Consider the following 17,324-nt stretch of genomic DNA (forward strand, 5'->3'; position numbering starts at 1 on the left):
GCCAAACTTCACATGCCACCTGCCGTGTTCCTCAGATATTCTGTCTTCATATGGTCGGTCAGCTGTCTCCACTGCTCCTGGCTGCGTGTCTCCTTTTCGTCATCTTCCATTCCTTCCTGTATAATACTCTGACTGTCTTCCCACAGTTCCATGGCACCTTTACGGTCTGCCCTGATCTGCTCCAGCCGTTCCTGATATTTCTTTTCCGAGAGAAACAACGGCAGAATACGCAGATATTTTTCATATACTTTTTTTGACTTCATGGTCTGGTAAGACTCCCATAGACAGCGGGCTGCCTCTTCAAACTCAAACAGACGGGCGTATGCTGCCGCCATGTTCTCCTGAACAACGGCATAAAACTGCATCCCCATTTTCCCCCTTTTCTGACCGGAAAGGATCTTCTCATATTCCTGAAGTGCGATCACATACCTGCCGAATTCCACCAGATAGTCTGCTTTCATTTTTCTGCGCACCTCTTCCGGTTCCATGAGAATCTCTGCAAACTGTTCCTGAAACAACTTCAGTTCCTGCCGGCCCAGATAACCACATTCCTGGAAAACTGCCAGGACAAATTCTTCCGGGTTTTCCCGTTCCAGTGCCCGCATCAGCCTGTTCTTCAGCTTTTCCAGCCCCAGCTCGCTTCCGGTCCATTTACAGAGTTCCAGATTCATCACGGATTCATCAATCAGATAGATATACTGGCCAAAATAGTAACACAATTCCTCCAGTGAATAAATATTTTTTCCGATACTCTCTATATAAAAGGGCTTTTCGGCACATTCGGTTCTGCACAAATAATAACTGCTCATACCAAAAATCTCCTTTCTTTACTCCATATTCAGCATGCTTTCCCAAATCAGTCCGGAAGATGGGAAAAATTCACCGAATCCCATATCTTTCACAGTTACCTTGCATACTTTTGCTGACTGATATGCCAGACTGATTCTTAAGCGGGTGGTTTTTAACGGGCGCTCCGGCAATCCCTTCAGTCCAATGGTGAAGCTGGACGTCTCTCCGCCCCTCATGGATCTTGCATACAGCACCAGTTCCTTTCCTTCATCCAGCAGAATCTCACAACGGTTCTGTGCATCATACCAGTTCATTCCAGCGCTGAGCAGCATATAGTCCGTCTTCTGTCCCCGGATATTCATCTGCATGCTGATATTGTACTCTGTCATGTCCTCACTCTGATACAGCCATGCATCCAGATTCTTTCCGATGTGAAGCTTATGGCACATCGCATAACATGCTCCTTTTGTATACAGGTTCTTTCCCTGGAATACATGCCGCTTCCTGCAGAGGTACTGGAGGGATTCCACTGCCCATGTTTTGTCAAAACTGTCCCCGATTAAGAACGTAGAGGATACAATCTCTTCCTGAAATGTACTTTGAATCAACTCCAGAAACTTCTGATCCCTTACCGTATTCCATTCTGCCTCACTTCTTCCCGCCGGACTGCCCAGATGGATCTTCTCTCCCTGTATCACGGTAACCAGTGCCGGTCTTGTCCTGTTATCTATCTTCATAAGCCAGGAGCGAATACCTGACTGGGTATATTCAAACAGCGCCGCATCATGATTCCACAGTTCTTTTTTTTGATTCAGTACATAATAGAAAAAGCTTTCCTGATAACTCTGCAGAAAAACATTCTCCCGATCCATACCCAGCATCTGGCAGGCATCATGCAGCCAGTCTATCCACGGCTGCTGTATCTCTCGCATAGTAATCATCAGAAAAATGTCCGTCATACGGGAAATCGGACGCAGATATGAAATGCAGGATTTGATAAATTCTGCCAGATCTCTGACTTTCTCTTTTCCCCGTTCCCTTAGCAGACCTTCCGGTGTGGGAATCAGGTATTTATCCTGATTTTCCACAATACTGACTGTTTCCGGCTCTCCTGCCCGGTCACTGTAATAGGATATCTGTGAATATTCTTTTTCCAGATCCAGTCCTATGATCATTCTCTTCATCTCTTTTTGCTCCTGCTTCCTAATTTAATCCAAAAATGGATTCCACCAGATACTTCTGTCCTGCATAGCGTCTGTGCAGGTTCTCCAGCTGTGTCAGATCTCCCTGCTCCCGTGCCGCAATCATCTGATTCACCAGATCATATCTGGTTCCGCCATGACGTGATGCCGGTGCAGTATGGGAATACGACTGCCATTTTGGTTCTTCCGTCTCTTCCTCCTCTGCCACATACCACTCCAGTCTGTCTTTATAAAATAACGTGAATTCTTTTACATAGATTCCTTCAAAGATCTCCGGCATGGAAACTTTCTTTTCCTCCTGATCTCCATAACGGTAATGCAGCACAAGTTCTTTTCCCGGCTCCGCATGATATTCCAGAATATACTTGTCATACAGATGATACCTTTCTTTCAGTCTGCCCGGAAGCTTCTGCATAAATGCAAAATGCATTCCCTGTTCCAGGTACTTCTCCAACAAATAAATCATCCACTTCTGCTGGCCGGCACTCTTTTCTTTTCGTTCCGTATAACGCTTCAACAGTGCCAGTTTGCAGATATCCGGTGTTCCCACTATGCCGAGCATATGTTTCTCCATATATGCAAAAACCGGCCATTCCACATATTTTTCCCGCACAAAGGATTCATAGGACATCCAGGTAACATACGCCCTGCATATTCTGGACTTGCCCATCTTTTTCTCATAAGATACAAAAATCTCTTCTGTATGTTCTGATCCCTGCTGTAAAAACAGAAGCAGTACCAATATCTTCTCTTCCAGTTCAAAAGATTCCAGTTTAAATGTCTGACCGGCTCTCCAGATCTCTTTCATCAGTTCCAGTGAGCCTTCATAATTTTTCATAAGGTATGCCAGCATCTTCTCATCATACAGTTTCTTTTCAAAGCAGTATACACATACTGCCAGGAACATTCTGTCCTGTTCCATCTCATCTTCCGTCAGCAGACTGCTGCACATACGTACCAGAATCTGCAGTTCCACTTTTTCTATTCCATAGATACAGATAAGCTGATATAACTCCCGGTAACGGTCCTGACCGCTTAACAGTCTGGCTGCTGCTGTCATCTGGTGCTGTGCCATAACCGTAAGATCTGCCGCCTCCAGGAACCTCTCTGCCGCCTCATGGGACGGATGCTGTGAAAAAAATTCCAGCAATCGTCCTTTTAATTCTTCTCTGTAACTTTCTTTCAGCTCTGACACCTTCAACAGCATCAGATACTGCTCCATCTTCTCTTCCTGGATCTGTACCGTTTTCTCTCCGGTCATACAGTCGTGCAACAGCATCCGGTGCGGCTGCTCCAGATATCTGCGGCACAGTGCTTCCATCTGTGGCTGTTCCATGAGTCTTGTCTGTATACAGTAAGGACCTGCCGCATATCTGCGACCTTCCCTGTCTTCTGCCAGAAGCACGTAATCCGGCGTCATAATCTGTACCAGTGCTTTTCCGTCTGTGACCGCCGCTTTCTGTTCCAGCTCCAATGCCCTGTGTATCACAATCAGATGACGTATACCAGGCATCTGACAGGTAATCTCGTAAGTAAACAGCACTTTCTCCAGTCCTGATGCAAGCCGCGGTGTCATCACAGCATCAGCCAGCAGATCTTTATAAAGTTCCACCAGATCACGGCTTACTTTTCCTTCCGCAAGCTGTTCTTCCATAAACAGTCCCATTCCCTTGCGATAGCTTGCATAGGTCTGTTCATCCTGGTCACGGTTGCGGATCACCGCCGCATAGATTGACGCCTTGCGTACTGAGTCTAATGTATTGTGGTATACAAAATACAATCTTATTGCCATCGGGAGTTCATTTGCTTCCAGATGGTCTGCCGTCTCTATAAAAGCTTCATACAGACCTGTGATTCTCACGTCCTGCATTACACCTCTTGCGAACCACACTGCATATTTTTTTTCTTTTTTCCGGCCATCCATAAGCATCTTGCAAATGGCAGACAACAGGTTCTTCGTCGGCGACTCCCTGTAACATGCTGTCAGTACACGGAACAGGATTGGATCGAATCCACTCAGCCTCTGAGCGAGCTGCGCTGCCTGTCCGCTGATTTCCCGGTCAAAGACCTGATTCCTGCACAAAAATGCCAGCAAATGGACTTCGAATCCTTCCAGCCTGCGCAGCATCAGTGGTTCCTTCTTCAGAATATCACAGGCATCCAGATACAGCACCGGGCTATGCACTCCCTGAAGATACTTCAGTCTGATCTCTTCCAGCCGTTCCGTATCATTGCGGTACATCTGTCCATTCACACGCAGCATCAGCCACAGCAATATCCAGCTCTCCTGATGTTCCAGATAAAGTTCCTGTATCTTCTTCTGCACATATTCCTGATATTCTTCCTCTTTATTCTGCATCGTGGTCAGATAGAGATAACATGCCTGCCATCTGCCGTCCTTCAGTTCCTCTTTCCGCTCCTGTACCTGTCCAAGAAGAAGTTCTGCCTGAATAGAATCCTGCATCTGAAACAGTACATAGCTCTCATACAGATCATAGAAGATATGTCTGCCTTCTGCCCTGCGGTAACGGTCCAGCGCATGCAGAGTCTCTTTCGCCCACTTCTTCTGCTCCATTCTGCCGGTACGGTAACAAATGTACATAGACAGTACTCTTACCACTTCTTTCTTCTGCCTGTGCAGCATCCCTTCTGCTGCCCTTTTCGCCGAATTCTGTACCTCCACAACACAGGTCATTTCTTCCAGGCCAGTAGAAATGATAATTCTGGCAAACTGTTTTCCTGCATGCAGCTTCTCCTGATTCACCATAAATCCAAGATGGTATACACTTCCGACAAATTCTTCCGTAGTAATCTGTGTCTTTTCCAGTGTGAGAAACTCTGCATCACAGGAAATGGTAAGTACTGCGAATCCCCATGTATTCTTACGGATAACCAGTTCTTCTTTCCGAGTCTCAGTGATATCGGACAATACCAGATGATGATTCTCCGATTCCACAGAAATGGCTTCTTTGGTTCCCATTCCCACAAGAAACTGTTCCAGACTGCGATAAGACACTCCCTCTGCCAGAAGTCCGTCATACAGTGTCTGGCTGTTCTGCCCCCACTCACGTATCATTCTGCGAAAAGCACCGGATACAAACAGTAAGTAAGCTCTGGTGAAGTCTTCTTTTGCCAGAGCTGCGAACTGCTCCGGTGTCAGAAACGGTACCTGCACTTCCCTGCGCTCCTCCTGACGGTTCTCTACGGTAATCTCATACGGCAGACGATACTCCCCGGCAGAAGTGTTCAGCAGGAATTCGCCCTTCAGAACCTCTCCTGCTTCCATTCCCTTCACATCAGCTTCATACCGTATGGTCTCACCGATCCCCGCAAAACTGTCCGGACGCAGCCCCACTCTTGGATTGGTAGACTGCACAAATCCCTGTATGCTTTTCTCTGCCGGTGACAAAATGGAAAACTTGCCGAAGAAGTTCTCATTTTCCATTGTCCTGGCACAGATCCGCTGCTCAGACAGCTCCAGCGTATTCTGTAAATCTGTAAATTTTCCGTTTAGTAATTCATTTATTCTCTTCTTCAATCGAATCTTCCCCATAAAGAGCAGGGAGCTGCAACACAGCTCCCCACTCTCTTTTTATTTTAACAGTTTTTTTAATTCATCCATAAAGGTGTTCACATCTTTAAATTCCCGATAGACCGATGCAAACCGCACATAAGCAACCGGATCCAGATCCTTTAACTGATCCATAACAAGCTCCCCGATCACTTCACTGCTGACTTCCCGTTCTTCTCTTCCAAACACCTGATTCTCAATCTGATCCACGACTTTCGTGATCTGCTGGGCGGAAATCGGCCGCTTATAGCAGGCCCTGATCACCCCATTCTCAATCTTCCTGCGATCGTACTGCTCCCTGTTCTGATCCTTCTTGATCACGATCAGTGGTATGGTCTCTACCTTCTCATAGGTAGTAAAGCGCTTTCCGCAGGCATCACACATCCGGCGGCGGCGAATGGAACTGTTGTCATCCACCGGTCTGGAATCTACTACTCTGGTATCATCCTGATTACAAAATGGACACTTCATCTGAATTGTTCCCCCGTTCATTTCTATTCCCAGTTTCAAGTATAGCCTAATAGAAGTCTGGATGTCAATTGCATATACTGGTATGAAAGAATTTTTTTCAGGTGTCGCTATGAGATTGTGTGAACTTCGTCAGAAAGAAGTTATTAATGTATGTTCCTGTGCCTCCATGGGCTGTGTCATCGATGTGGATATTGATCCCCAAAACGGGCAGGTACTTGCTCTGATCGTTCCGGGTCCCGGACGCTTTTCCACGCTGTTTGGCAGAGATCATGAATGTCTGATTCCCTGGCACTGTATCTGTCAGATCGGGGATGAAATCATTCTGGTGGAGTTGAAAGAACCACATCCGCCCAAACGATAACGCCTGTATTTTCAGGGTCGAATACATCCGGACCGTAATGCATACGGTCTTGGAAATTATCTCCGTCCAGACGGTGATATCTACGGTTTCAGGTAACTTCGCATGGCTTTCAGCGCATTTTTCTCCAGACGGCTGACCTGTGCCTGGGAGATGCAGATCTCGTCTGCCACTTCCATCTGGGTCTTACCCTCATAAAAACGCATATTGATAATTCTCCGTTCCCGGTCACTCAGTCTGGACATGGCATCCCGCAGGGCAATGGATTCTACCCAGTTTTCTTCTTTGTTTTTCTTATCACTGATCTGATCCATTACATAAAGAGCATCTCCGCCCTCTGAATACACCGGATCGTAGAGACTTAAGGGATTCTGTATGGCGTCCATGGCATATACAATCTCTTCTTTTGCGATACCGATTTCCTCTGCGATCTCGTTAATGGTAGGTTCCTTCAAATGCTTTTTGGTATACGCTTCTCTGGTGTAAAGTGCCTTGTATGCAGTATCCCGAAGAGATCTACTGACCCGGATCACGTTATTATCCCTGAGATAACGCCGTATTTCTCCGATAATCATGGGAACTGCATACGTAGAAAACTTCACATCAAGTTCCGTATTAAAATTGTCGATTGCTTTCATCAGTCCGATACAGCCGATCTGAAACAGGTCATCTGCATTCTCATTACTTCCGGAAAACCGCTTTATGACGCTGAGCACCAGTCTCAAATTGCCTTTAATATACTGTTCTCTTGCTTCCATGTCTCCCTGCTTGATCTTACAGAATAATGCTTCTTTCTCCGCTTCTGTCAAAACCGGCAGCTTTGCTGTATTTACTCCGCATATTTCCACTTTATTCAGTGCCATCGCAAGAATCCTCCTAAACTTGTGTTACCTCATTTCTATTTAAAGAATTCTCACAAATATCACTGATTATGCGGTTTCCCGAAAAATATAAAAATTAATAGCCCTTGACAATTTCCTTTCGGAGCCGTCCTATGATCTTCTTTTCCAGTCTGGAGATATAAGACTGAGAGATTCCAAGCATGTCTGCCACTTCTTTTTGTGTTTTTTCTTTTCCTTCCCGGCTGCCCAGTCCAAAACGCAGCTGTATAATCACACGTTCCCGGTCACTCAGTCTGGCAATTGCTTTTCTTAAAAGGCGGTATTCCACTTCCATTTCCAAATCCCGGTAAATCACATCCTCATCTGTCCCAAGGATATCGGATAATAACAGTTCGTTCCCGTCCCAGTCTACATTCAGAGGTTCATCAAAGGATACTTCCAGCCGGATCTTATTCGTCCGCCGCAAGTGCATCAGGATCTCATTCTCAATACACCTGGATGCATAAGTGGCAAGTTTGATTTTCTTATCCGGATTGTAGGTATTAATTGCCTTGATCAGCCCTATGGTTCCGATAGAAATTAAGTCTTCCACACCCACACCGGTATTATCGAATTTCTTGGCAATGTACACTACCAGCCGAAGATTATGTTCAATTAACAGTTCCCTTGCCTGTGCAGAAGTCTCCCCGACGAGACTTTCGATTGCCTGTGCCTCTTTCTCCGGTTCCAACGGTGCCGGAAGCACTTCGCTCCCTCCTATATAATGTATCTCATTTTTTCTTCTCCACATGAATTCTGACACCGGTGCCAGCATCTGAACCGGAAGTGTCTGTGGTATACTCGCTTTTGCTAACATGTTTCATTCCCTCCTGCCTTTCACGTTCTGTCAGGGATGCAGTATCATCTGATATGCTCCCGTCCGGCTCACCGCATCTTTGCTTACGGCTGCCAGTACTTCTGGTGTATCCACTGTTTCATTTTCTTTTTCCACCCGGATCTCATCCAGTTTCAGGACAGGAAGTATTCCATGTTTTTTTCCGATGCTCTGATAGGGTACGAAAGAAAATATACCTGACGGACATTCTGACGCTTTCAATTCCAGCAGAAGCATCAGTTCTCTTCGTTCCTCTTCTTCCAGAAGTGGCTGCACAGACTCCAGTTCTATGATATGTACCGGTCGTCCCGTCAGTGGCTGTTTGAGCTGGTTGCCACTGTCCCACAGTGCCGTAAGCTGCTTCTGCCTGCCGCGAAACACCACTGTCACAGGATAGAGAAACTGTTCCTTCTGTTCCCTTGTGCGTACCTTCAGCAATACCAAAAAAGGCAATAAAATACCTGCGGCCATACTGTATGGAAATGGCATGTGAAAATAGTCCCTCAATATCTGCCAGCTTCCTTCCGCCAGTAATGACAGCAGGCGAAATATCACTGCTCTATACATTAATTTTTTCCAACCCTGCCAGACAAAAGCAGCCAATGTCATACCTGCCTCCACTGTCATGCATACAATTGCCGTCATCCATTGTACTTTATATACTTCAAGAATCATCATCAGACACATTGCCAGGCTGCCGGACACTGCTGTCAGCAGACATCGTATTCTGGAAGAATATTTCTTCTCTATAATCGTGATCATTCGTAACACGGTATAATTCATTACCAGATTTTCCAGAAAATAGATATCCAGATAAAACTCGTAAATCACGATTCGCCTCCCGCCTGTTATGCAAGTAAGTATACCGATTTTCCCCTACAGATTTTGTCAAACGAAGGACTGGATTTTGGGATATTCACCGATGATTTTCGACGGCTCTATCCGACAAAAAAAACAGAAGTAACCGTTGTCTTAACCATCACTTCTGTCTCTTTTTCCACATTCTGTCTTCATTTCGTACAGAATATGTGCTTTTCACTTTTTCTATTCTATCACCTGGAATTCCAGTACTGCTTTGAAAAGATCGCCGTCGATCTTGATGCTCAGTGTTCCCTTCTGAAGTTCTGTCAGGCTTCTGGCAATGGACAGACCCAGTCCGTTTCCTTCTGTATTTCTGGAACTGTCTCCCCGCACGAACCGTTCCATCAGCTCTTCTTCTGATATATTCAGTGCATCCCTTGATGTATTCTTAAATGTGATCACAGCCTTCTTTTCTTTTTCCTCCAGGATCAGATAGACTCTGGTTCCCGGCTGTGCATATTTACAGATGTTGTTCATCAGATTATCAAAGACTCTCCACATCCTTCTTCCGTCGGCAAGAATTCGAATCTCGCTGTCCGGCTGCTGCACCACCAGCGTCAGATCTGCTTTTTGCAGTTTTTCCTCGTATTCTCCATCCGCCTGTATCAAAAATACCGACGCAACACATGGCTGCAGGCAGACTTCCAGATTGCCGGTAGAGGCCTTGGATGCTTCCACCAGATCTTCTATTAATCTTTTCAGACGTACAGATTGTCTGACCAATACTTCTGCATACTCGGTAATCTTCTCATTCTCACATGGTTCTTTTCCAATCAGATCTGCATAATTGATGATAGAAGTCAGTGGCGTTTTGATATCGTGTGATACATTGGTAATCAGTTCCGTCTTCATCCGCTCACTCTTTAACTGTTTTTCCACTGCAAGACTCATTCCGGAAGCAATACTGTTCAGATCTTCTCCCTGCTTTTTAAAATCTCCCCTCATAGGTTTTGTATCGATCTGATATGCCAGTTCGCCTTCTGCCAGGGCTGCTGCTCCTTTTTGCAGCTTCTTTATCATCAGTGCTCCGTAGAAAACAATCGGAAAAATGACTGCTTTTTCCAAAAGCCAGAATGCCACCAGATTTCCTGTATCATAACTGAATGCGATTATTCCAAAAAACTCCAGAAAAGAAAGAATACCTGCCCCTAATATTACTTTCCAGATCACCGGAATCTCCATCAGTATATACAGGCTTCCCTTGCAGATTTTTTTCAGCAAATATAATCCTTTGTAAATCAGGGTATTTTTCCATAGAGTCTTTCCCTTTACTCTGGCTGCAATGCTCATGCAGTATCCCAGGAAGGTATTGCCTATAATCAGAACAAGTCCGCCTGCCAGCATAAAATCTGCAATATTGCTGTTAACCATACTTAACACCGCCATACTCATCACCAGCCAGCAAGTTCCTATTATCACAGTTAGCAGATCTGCCGGTATCCCGTAAAGAGGCCCTGTGTAAAGTTCTGTACTGCCTGTTCTCCTTCCAGTCACGTTCATCAGTGTCACAAAACTGATCAGGCCAAGGACAAAAGCAAATGCCATAATAATATATATTGTATATCTAATGCCATAGAGGATATGAACCACTTTTCCTGCAATGAAAAATGCATCCTGTTTTGCCAGTGACTCATCAATATTAAAATGAACAATATCATACTTCTGATCCTGACTTGTTTTCACATGAGTATCATATACGGGATAAGTCCACACTCCCTCCTCGTTTTCATACACTTCATAATATTCTGTATACTGCCACTTTTCTTTGGAGTCTTTCACCCCGGCTTTGACTTTTCCATCCATCCCAACAATCTGCCAGGTAAGATTTCCTGTACTGCCCTGCGCCTCTTCCTCTGACAAACTATCATTTTCCAGCTTCCAGGTAAGACTCCGCCCTTCTCTTGACAGCAGTCCATTGAAAACCTCTTCCCTGATTGCCTTTTCCTCTCTGGTGTAAAAATCCGTCTCCACCATTACCACGCTTCCCAGTATAGTTGCTGCAAATAGAATGCCGCACACTCCGCATGACAGAAATAATAACATCTTTCCTGTTACTGTTCTCCAAAACTGCCTCATGATTTTCGTCCTTTCTCCAGCTTATATCCCTGTCCGAATACCACCTTCAGATATCTGGGTTCTGCCGGATTGATCTCTATTTTTTCCCGGATGTGCCGAATGTGTACCGCCACCGTGTTATCTGTTCCGATTGGCTTCTCCTTCCACACTTCGGCATAAATCTCCTTCGGTGAGAATACTTTGCCCGGATTGGCAAGAAATAATTTCAGTATTTCAAATTCTTTTGGTGTCAGGGAAATCTGGTTTCCGTCCACATAGACTTCTTTTTCCTTATCCCTTAATTCAATTCCGCCAATTGTATACACTTCACTGTTTTGAACGCCTCCACCCAGCTTCAGGTATCTCCTTAACTGCGACTTCACTCTGGCAGTTACTTCCAGTGGGTGAAACGGCTTGGTAATATAGTCGTCTGCCCCTACATTCAGTCCCAGTATCTTATCTGCATCCTCACTTTTCGCTGTCAGTAGAATAATGGGTATATTGCTTTTTTCACGGATCTTTGTCATGGCTGTGATCCCGTCCATCTGAGGCATCATAATGTCCATCAGGATCAGATGAATCTCCTGTCTGTCCAGGAGCTCCACTGCTTCCCTGCCATTGTATGCTTCAAAAATCTGATAATCCGGATCTGATAAATAGATTTTCAGTGCATTGACGATGTCCTTCTCGTCATCACAGATTAATATGTTCGGCATAATTTTCCTCTCCCCTTTCATCTGTGGATATTGTACTACAGGTATCGGTTAAGATGAAAGTAGGAATAGGATTAAGATTTGATGAAGATATTTCATAAAGATATCTGATGTGCGTTATTACTTGAACCAATGTGCTGCATTATCCCAGGGTAACATCCAGTATCATCATGATGCTGAATCCTACTGCAAAGAAGATGGTCCCCAGATTGGTGTGGTCTCCCTGGAACATCTCCGGGATGAGTTCCTCTACTACGACATACAGCATGGCTCCGGCTGCGAAGCTGAGCAGATATGGCAATACGGGAACGATCAGGCCAGATACCAGTATGGTCAGCATGGCTCCGATGGGCTCAACGATTCCTGACAGAACCCCTCCGGCAAATGCTCTGGACTTTTTCATTCCCTCTGCGCGAAGAGGCATGGAGATAATTGCGCCTTCCGGGAAGTTCTGTATGGCAATACCCAGGGACAGAGCAAATGCTCCGGCCGCTGTGATGCTCGCATTTCCCAGCCGGTATCCGGCATAGACCACGCCCACTGCCATTCCCTCCGGAATGTTGTGAAGGGTGACTGCCAGAATCATCATGGTCGTTCTCTGAAATCCACTTCTTGGTTCCTCTGCCTTTTCACTGTTCTGATGAAGATGTGGAACAGCGCGGTCCAGCATCAGTAAAAAGAAAATTCCGATCCAGAATCCAACAGCCACCGGAACGAACTGCCATACTCCTAAGTCTGCCGACTGCTCCAGTGCCGGAATCAGAAGACTCCAGATAGATGCAGCTACCATGACTCCGGACGCAAATCCAGTCAGAGAACGCTGCACCAGATCACTCAGTCCTCTTTTCATAAAGAAAACACAGGCTGCTCCAAGGGATGTGCCCAGAAAAGGGATCAAAATGCCAATAAAAATATTCATATGCAAAATCCTTTCATATACACGGATGTTTGTCATTACCACGAACACATTATATGTTAGTCTTATCTAACTTGTCAATTACATTCTTTTTTCCCGGTTCTTATTTTCAGTATACACAAAACCACCGCATCTCAGTATGAGACCGGTGGTAGTTCGCACAATTATTTTTTCATGAAATGTTCGCTTCCTTTATGTTCCGAACTGACTTTGCGCTCTTTTCTGGAAATCAGGCTTTCTGTAACTTCATTGGCTATATAAGACAGGTAAAGCAGTATCGTTGCTATCAGTCCTGCAGCCCACCATACGATCTTTATGATCTCCCAGATTCCGCCCTGAGCATAAAGAATGCGTAATTTATATATTGCTATCATCCTTTTGATGGCTGCATCTGAACAAAACAGATATCCCTGCCACCACAGAATAAGTCCTATTATGATTCCAAGAATAACAAGTTCGATCTTAAATATACTCCGTGACATTCTGTGTTTTTCATCCCCTGATGACATATCTTTTCTCTCCATCTTTATTATTTGTAACTGTTCAGATACCTTCACGGAACAGTGGGTTCTGAACAGTTACATTATTTTAATTTTCTGCTGTATTCGGCTGTTACTGTTTGTTCCTGTATTAATCTTTCATATTATTTGTTTAAATTATATTATACTAATTCAGGCGTGTCAATTTGTTTTATATTCTGTTTTCAAATAGTATTAATATCATTGTTACTCTCGCTTATATAGGTATTTCTATTGCGATGTTCCGTTTTTAATCGTCCATTTTGTCATCTTTTTCCAGTTAAAATAGTTCTATACTGTCTGTGTTCCCACAGACAACTAATCATTTTTACATTACATTTACAAAAGAGGAAACGACATGGAAGAAAATTTCATAAGAGAACGATTGACACAGCTTCGCATGAAGAAAAACGTGTCCGAGTACAAAATGAGCCTGGACCTCGGTCACAGCAAGAGCTATATTCAAAGTATTGTGTCAGGACGGGCTATGCCCTCCATGACCGAATTTTTATACATCTGCGATTATTTAGATGTGACCCCGGCAGAATTCTTCAATGAAAAAATCGAAAATCCGGCACTTTTAAAAAATATGATCGAAAAAGCCAGTGAAATGGGGGATGATGACCTTCAGCTTCTCTGTCAGCTTATCGACCGTATAAAATAAATCTGGTGCTTTCGGAACCAACACTCCCGATTCTACACGGCATGTCAGGAAATGACTCGTAAGGCAAAGAAGGACAGAACCGCGAAATCGGTTCTGTCCTCAATAATTTTTAAATTATTAATCGTCTAAATAATATGCGTTATCCGTTGTAAATACTCTGTAGGTGCATTTTTCAATTGTTTTTTCACAGACACTTTTCCGGCTTTCAATGCTGCAAATGGATTCTCATATCGGCGTACCACAATTCTAAATTTGTTGGAATATTTTTTGCCGCCTTTCCAGTAGTTCAATGTCACCGTTGCCTTACCGGAGTTTCCTGGATGTAAATTTTGTTCCATACATTTACATTCTTTTCTCAAAATGCTGGTAATCTTTCGGGTTTGTCCAGCTTCCACCCCAGGTAAAGCCATGATCGGTAAACACCTGCCAGCAGACATCCCCTTCTTTAATCTCGTGCACATCCTCTAGTGAGCGATCCATATATTCCAGTGCATTTTCATGATCGCAGTAATAGGTTCCGTCCTCTTCCAGTGTCAGATAGGGATTCTGCTGTGGATTGATGTCAATGGCACAGCCATAGGCATGTCTGGAAAGATTCTGTCCGCCAGTCACTACACGGTAGCAAAAAGCCGAAGTATTATTGTGATCGATGGAGTTCGTATCTGCCTGATCCGGATCCTCATTCACCCAGTAATCATCAATCAGATGCATGGATGCAATTTCATATTCTGCATCATATAGCTCCTGAAAAATCTCCAGCACTTCATCTGCCAGTTCTGCATTCACAATCAGTTCCCCAGTCTGTATTTCATGATCAAAGTCATAATGAGATATTTGCAGATAACGCAGATCCTCTAATGAAATATTCTCATTCTCCTGATAAGACTTGCCATTAATACGGTTATAGACTTCGTCCCCCTCTGCGATCTCAGATGAGGTAAAAACAGGCTCATCTGCTTTCGCTGCCTGCACCGGTGATGGTTGCAGGATCAGCATACCGGCCAGTGCTACTATATAGGTTACACATGTATTTCTCATTATTATACCTTTATATTTTATAAAATTCTTAGTCGTTTCAAGAGTGCCTCGTATCATTCATACCACGCAAATACAACGTATTTCTTTTCGTTTCATTTGCATTTCAAATGCAAATACTAAAATTCCATTTCTGCCTGTCGGCATAATTCTTCTATCCATTCTTTTCCTTTTATCACTGCAATCCACTCCTGTGGAATTGCCTCATACCCATAATATAAACCGGCAAGTCCCCCTGCAATCGCTGCAACAGTATCCGTATCATCCCCAAGATTTACTGCCTTCAACATACATTCTTTATAAGAATCTGTAGTAATCAGACACCATATTGCAGCCTCAAAGGAATCTATTACATATCCGGTAGTATTGATTTTATCTTCTGAAGTACCGGAAAACTCAGATAAATGATACAATCTTTCAAGATGCGCCATCTCTGTCAGGTTCCTGATATCCTGTCTGTAATACTTACGTCCATGATCCATTCCCTCCTGAAGCAGCACTTCAAGTGGTGGCACTGTTGTCTTCCTGGTTCCCTCAATAATACTTTTCACGCAAAAATAATAGATTCCACAGCACATTTTGCTTCTTAAATGATTATGAGTCACCCCACTGATACGATGGATTCCTTCAATTGCCTCATCTTCTGAAGTACATACCAGTTTCTGTTTCTCGTAATAATACAAACATACCGGAAGGATTCTCATTAAAGCTCCGTTCTCATTGGCATGCTCACCGATTGCTCCGCAAGTCCTAATATCCGGATTTTTTATAAACTGATATATTGCATTGCTGCAGGTAATTCCCTGATCAAACGCTCTTCCAAATGGAGTATATTCTCCTTCCTGATCCCACTTCACAAACCGCTGCATGATATCCAACGGATCAGCTTCTTTCTTTTCCAGCAGACTCTCCAACGTGGCAAGAGCCATACTGCTGTCATCTGACCAGGTTCCCTCCGGCATCTGATAAACTCCACCGGATTCCATTCCTGTTACAGGTCCCTGCGCTCTGTTTCTTATTTCCGTTCTGTCCATAAACTGTACCGGAACTCCAAGGGCATCTCCCACAATAAGTCCCATCATTCCATTAAACCAGATATTTGTCTTCATCATCTTCACCTCGCTTTGCATCTTTATGCCGTTTTTCATAATCTTCTCTAATTGGCGCACAACCGGAAAATAATGCCTCATCCATTTCACGTTTACTTCCGGATTTGCGAAACGCCGATATAGTCGTGGAAAGTACCTGAAAATTCAGTTGTGTTCCTTCTCTGTCACACTGATAATTCATTGCTCTGTCTGCTCCAATTCCGAATCTGTCCGCTGTTTTAATTGCATCCATGTTCGCTCCAAGAAATAAAAACTCCCATCCATATTTTTCTTTTTCCATTTCCACCATCTTCTTCACTTTATGACAGTTGTAGATATGGCTGGCATTTTCCATCCCATCTGTTGTAATGATAAACAAGGTCTTCTCCGGTCTGTCTTCCGCTCTGGAATACTTATGTACATTTGCAATATGATGAATTGCGCCTCCAATTGCATCCAGAAGTGCCGTACAGCCTCTCACATAATACTGTTTTTCATTCATTGGCTCCACCTTTGCAACAGGTACTCTGTCATAAAGAATTTCGGTCTTATCATCAAACAGCACTGTAGAAATATACGCCTCTCCATCTTCCTTTCGCTGTTTCTCAATCATAGAATTAAAACCGCCAATGGTATCTTCTTCAAGTCCTCTCATAGAACCGCTTCTGTCTAAAATGAAAACTACTTCTGTTAATCCTTTACGCATAACTTTGTCCTCCTTCACACCAACTATTAAATCGTGTTTTCTTTTGATGGACTCATTATACACAAAAATTTTTTCAAACCTGTCGCCTGCCAGACGACACTATGAAATGATGCATGGCAATCCATGTTCTTCCAATTGAATATCCAGTTCAATCATATCATATATCTCATTTTCGATAAAATACGAAAAAATAATATCCGTTTTGTCACAGGGTGACAGTGCATACCCTGCTCTGGCAAGCAGATCTCTGGTCTCGTCCATGTTTAGTTTTGCGCCTACGCATAAGCATAATGCTGTCAGTTTATTGGGATGATAACTGGCATTGTTCTTGATCTTTGAGAATATTTTCCGGTCAACAATTGCACGTTTCCAGACCTCTGCATTTTCCATGTTCCTTTCCTGAATCAAATACATCAGATACTCCGAAAATGTATCTGACATATGTCTCATTCGCTCTTCCAGTCTGCTTTCATGCTCCGTCTCAAAATCCGAAAGCATGGTGGACTCATATTCGCATACATCTTCTGATCCGATAGATTTCTTTGATGTTTTTTCTGTTTTCTGTGCTGATTCGAAAAATGGGAGACTGTTTAATCTTCGCTGTGTCTCACTATTTCTCCTATCGTCACCATACTCTTCTTTTCTGGCCTCTTCCACATAA

The 17,324-nt window shown here is 43.9% G+C and carries 18 protein-coding genes; 2 read left to right on the plus strand and 16 right to left on the minus strand.

Translation table 11 applies throughout. The annotated features are described in order from the left end of the window. Positions 1-8: 8 nt before the first annotated feature. Genes H8716_RS01595 through nrdR form a run of 4 tightly spaced genes read right to left on the minus strand, consistent with a single transcriptional unit; the run spans position 9 to position 6,033 of the window. Complete coding sequence (locus tag H8716_RS01595; protein WP_249306726.1) at positions 9-809, minus strand: hypothetical protein; 801 nt, start codon at positions 807-809, stop codon at positions 9-11. A gap of 18 nt (positions 810-827) precedes the next feature. After that, complete coding sequence (locus H8716_RS01600; protein ID WP_249306727.1) at positions 828-1,973, minus strand: DUF5716 family protein; 1,146 nt, start codon at positions 1,971-1,973, stop codon at positions 828-830. A 19-nt stretch (positions 1,974-1,992) separates the two neighbouring features. After that, complete coding sequence (locus H8716_RS01605; protein ID WP_249306728.1) at positions 1,993-5,529, minus strand: DUF5717 family protein; 3,537 nt, start codon at positions 5,527-5,529, stop codon at positions 1,993-1,995. Between the two features lie 54 nt (positions 5,530-5,583). Continuing rightward, positions 5,584-6,033 (minus strand): transcriptional regulator NrdR, encoded by a 450-nt coding sequence (gene nrdR, locus H8716_RS01610; RefSeq protein WP_249307204.1) that lies wholly within the window; start codon positions 6,031-6,033, stop codon positions 5,584-5,586. A 109-nt stretch (positions 6,034-6,142) separates the two neighbouring features. Between nrdR and H8716_RS01615 the strand changes: the two genes are divergently transcribed. Beyond that, positions 6,143-6,394 (plus strand): YlmC/YmxH family sporulation protein, encoded by a 252-nt coding sequence (locus H8716_RS01615; RefSeq protein WP_249306729.1) that lies wholly within the window; start codon positions 6,143-6,145, stop codon positions 6,392-6,394. 80 nt (positions 6,395-6,474) lie between these two features. Here H8716_RS01615 and sigG read toward each other — a convergent pair whose 3' ends face one another. From sigG to H8716_RS01650, 7 genes are all read right to left on the minus strand, one after another. Beyond that, entirely contained in the window at positions 6,475-7,254 is a 780-nt protein-coding gene (sigG, locus tag H8716_RS01620; protein ID WP_249306730.1) for an RNA polymerase sporulation sigma factor SigG, read from the minus strand. Between the two features lie 94 nt (positions 7,255-7,348). After that, entirely contained in the window at positions 7,349-8,047 is a 699-nt protein-coding gene (gene sigE, locus H8716_RS01625; protein ID WP_330606445.1) for an RNA polymerase sporulation sigma factor SigE, read from the minus strand. Positions 8,048-8,119: 72 nt separating this feature from the next. Further along, positions 8,120-8,938, minus strand: a complete 819-nt coding sequence (locus H8716_RS01630) for a sigma-E processing peptidase SpoIIGA (RefSeq protein WP_249306732.1) — start codon at positions 8,936-8,938, stop codon at positions 8,120-8,122. A gap of 213 nt (positions 8,939-9,151) precedes the next feature. Next, positions 9,152-11,044, minus strand: a complete 1,893-nt coding sequence (locus tag H8716_RS01635) for a sensor histidine kinase (RefSeq protein ID WP_249306733.1) — start codon at positions 11,042-11,044, stop codon at positions 9,152-9,154. Then, positions 11,041-11,739 carry a response regulator transcription factor gene (locus H8716_RS01640; RefSeq protein WP_249306734.1) on the minus strand — a complete coding sequence of 233 codons (699 nt, stop codon included), beginning with the start codon at positions 11,737-11,739 and terminating at the stop codon, positions 11,041-11,043. The genes H8716_RS01635 and H8716_RS01640 overlap by 4 nt, the downstream gene beginning before the upstream one ends. 139 nt (positions 11,740-11,878) lie before the next feature. Then, the gene (locus H8716_RS01645) at positions 11,879-12,655 is read right to left on the minus strand and encodes a ZIP family metal transporter (RefSeq protein ID WP_249306735.1); all 777 of its coding nucleotides are present in this window, start codon (positions 12,653-12,655) and stop codon (positions 11,879-11,881) included. 161 nt (positions 12,656-12,816) lie between these two features. Then, positions 12,817-13,161 carry a hypothetical protein gene (locus H8716_RS01650; RefSeq protein WP_249306736.1) on the minus strand — a complete coding sequence of 115 codons (345 nt, stop codon included), beginning with the start codon at positions 13,159-13,161 and terminating at the stop codon, positions 12,817-12,819. Positions 13,162-13,528: 367 nt separating this feature from the next. Here H8716_RS01650 and H8716_RS01655 point away from each other — a divergent pair, with 367 nt between their 5' ends. Then, on the plus strand, positions 13,529-13,834 hold the full coding sequence (locus H8716_RS01655; protein WP_249306737.1) for a helix-turn-helix domain-containing protein: 306 nt from the start codon (positions 13,529-13,531) through the stop codon (positions 13,832-13,834). 125 nt (positions 13,835-13,959) lie between these two features. On the opposite strand, the gene H8716_RS01660 is transcribed toward H8716_RS01655, so the two are convergent. From H8716_RS01660 to H8716_RS01680, 5 genes are all read right to left on the minus strand, one after another. Next, positions 13,960-14,172: a hypothetical protein gene (locus H8716_RS01660; protein ID WP_249306738.1), complete on the minus strand. Its 213-nt coding sequence runs from the start codon at positions 14,170-14,172 to the stop codon at positions 13,960-13,962. 4 nt (positions 14,173-14,176) lie between these two features. Beyond that, positions 14,177-14,872 carry a M15 family metallopeptidase gene (locus H8716_RS01665; RefSeq protein WP_249306739.1) on the minus strand — a complete coding sequence of 232 codons (696 nt, stop codon included), beginning with the start codon at positions 14,870-14,872 and terminating at the stop codon, positions 14,177-14,179. A gap of 116 nt (positions 14,873-14,988) precedes the next feature. After that, positions 14,989-15,981, minus strand: coding sequence for an ADP-ribosylglycohydrolase family protein (locus H8716_RS01670; protein ID WP_249306740.1), 993 nt, complete (start codon positions 15,979-15,981; stop codon positions 14,989-14,991). Continuing rightward, positions 15,956-16,663, minus strand: a complete 708-nt coding sequence (locus H8716_RS01675; protein WP_249306741.1) for a vWA domain-containing protein — start codon at positions 16,661-16,663, stop codon at positions 15,956-15,958. Before H8716_RS01675 ends, H8716_RS01670 begins: the two co-directional genes overlap by 26 nt. Positions 16,664-16,762: 99 nt before the next feature. After that, positions 16,763-17,320 carry a hypothetical protein gene (locus H8716_RS01680; protein WP_249306742.1) on the minus strand — a complete coding sequence of 186 codons (558 nt, stop codon included), beginning with the start codon at positions 17,318-17,320 and terminating at the stop codon, positions 16,763-16,765. Between the last annotated feature and the right edge of the window lie 4 nt (positions 17,321-17,324).

Source organism: Jingyaoa shaoxingensis (genome assembly GCF_014385005.1).
GTDB classification, from domain to species: Bacteria; Bacillota; Clostridia; order Lachnospirales; family Lachnospiraceae; genus Marvinbryantia; species Marvinbryantia shaoxingensis.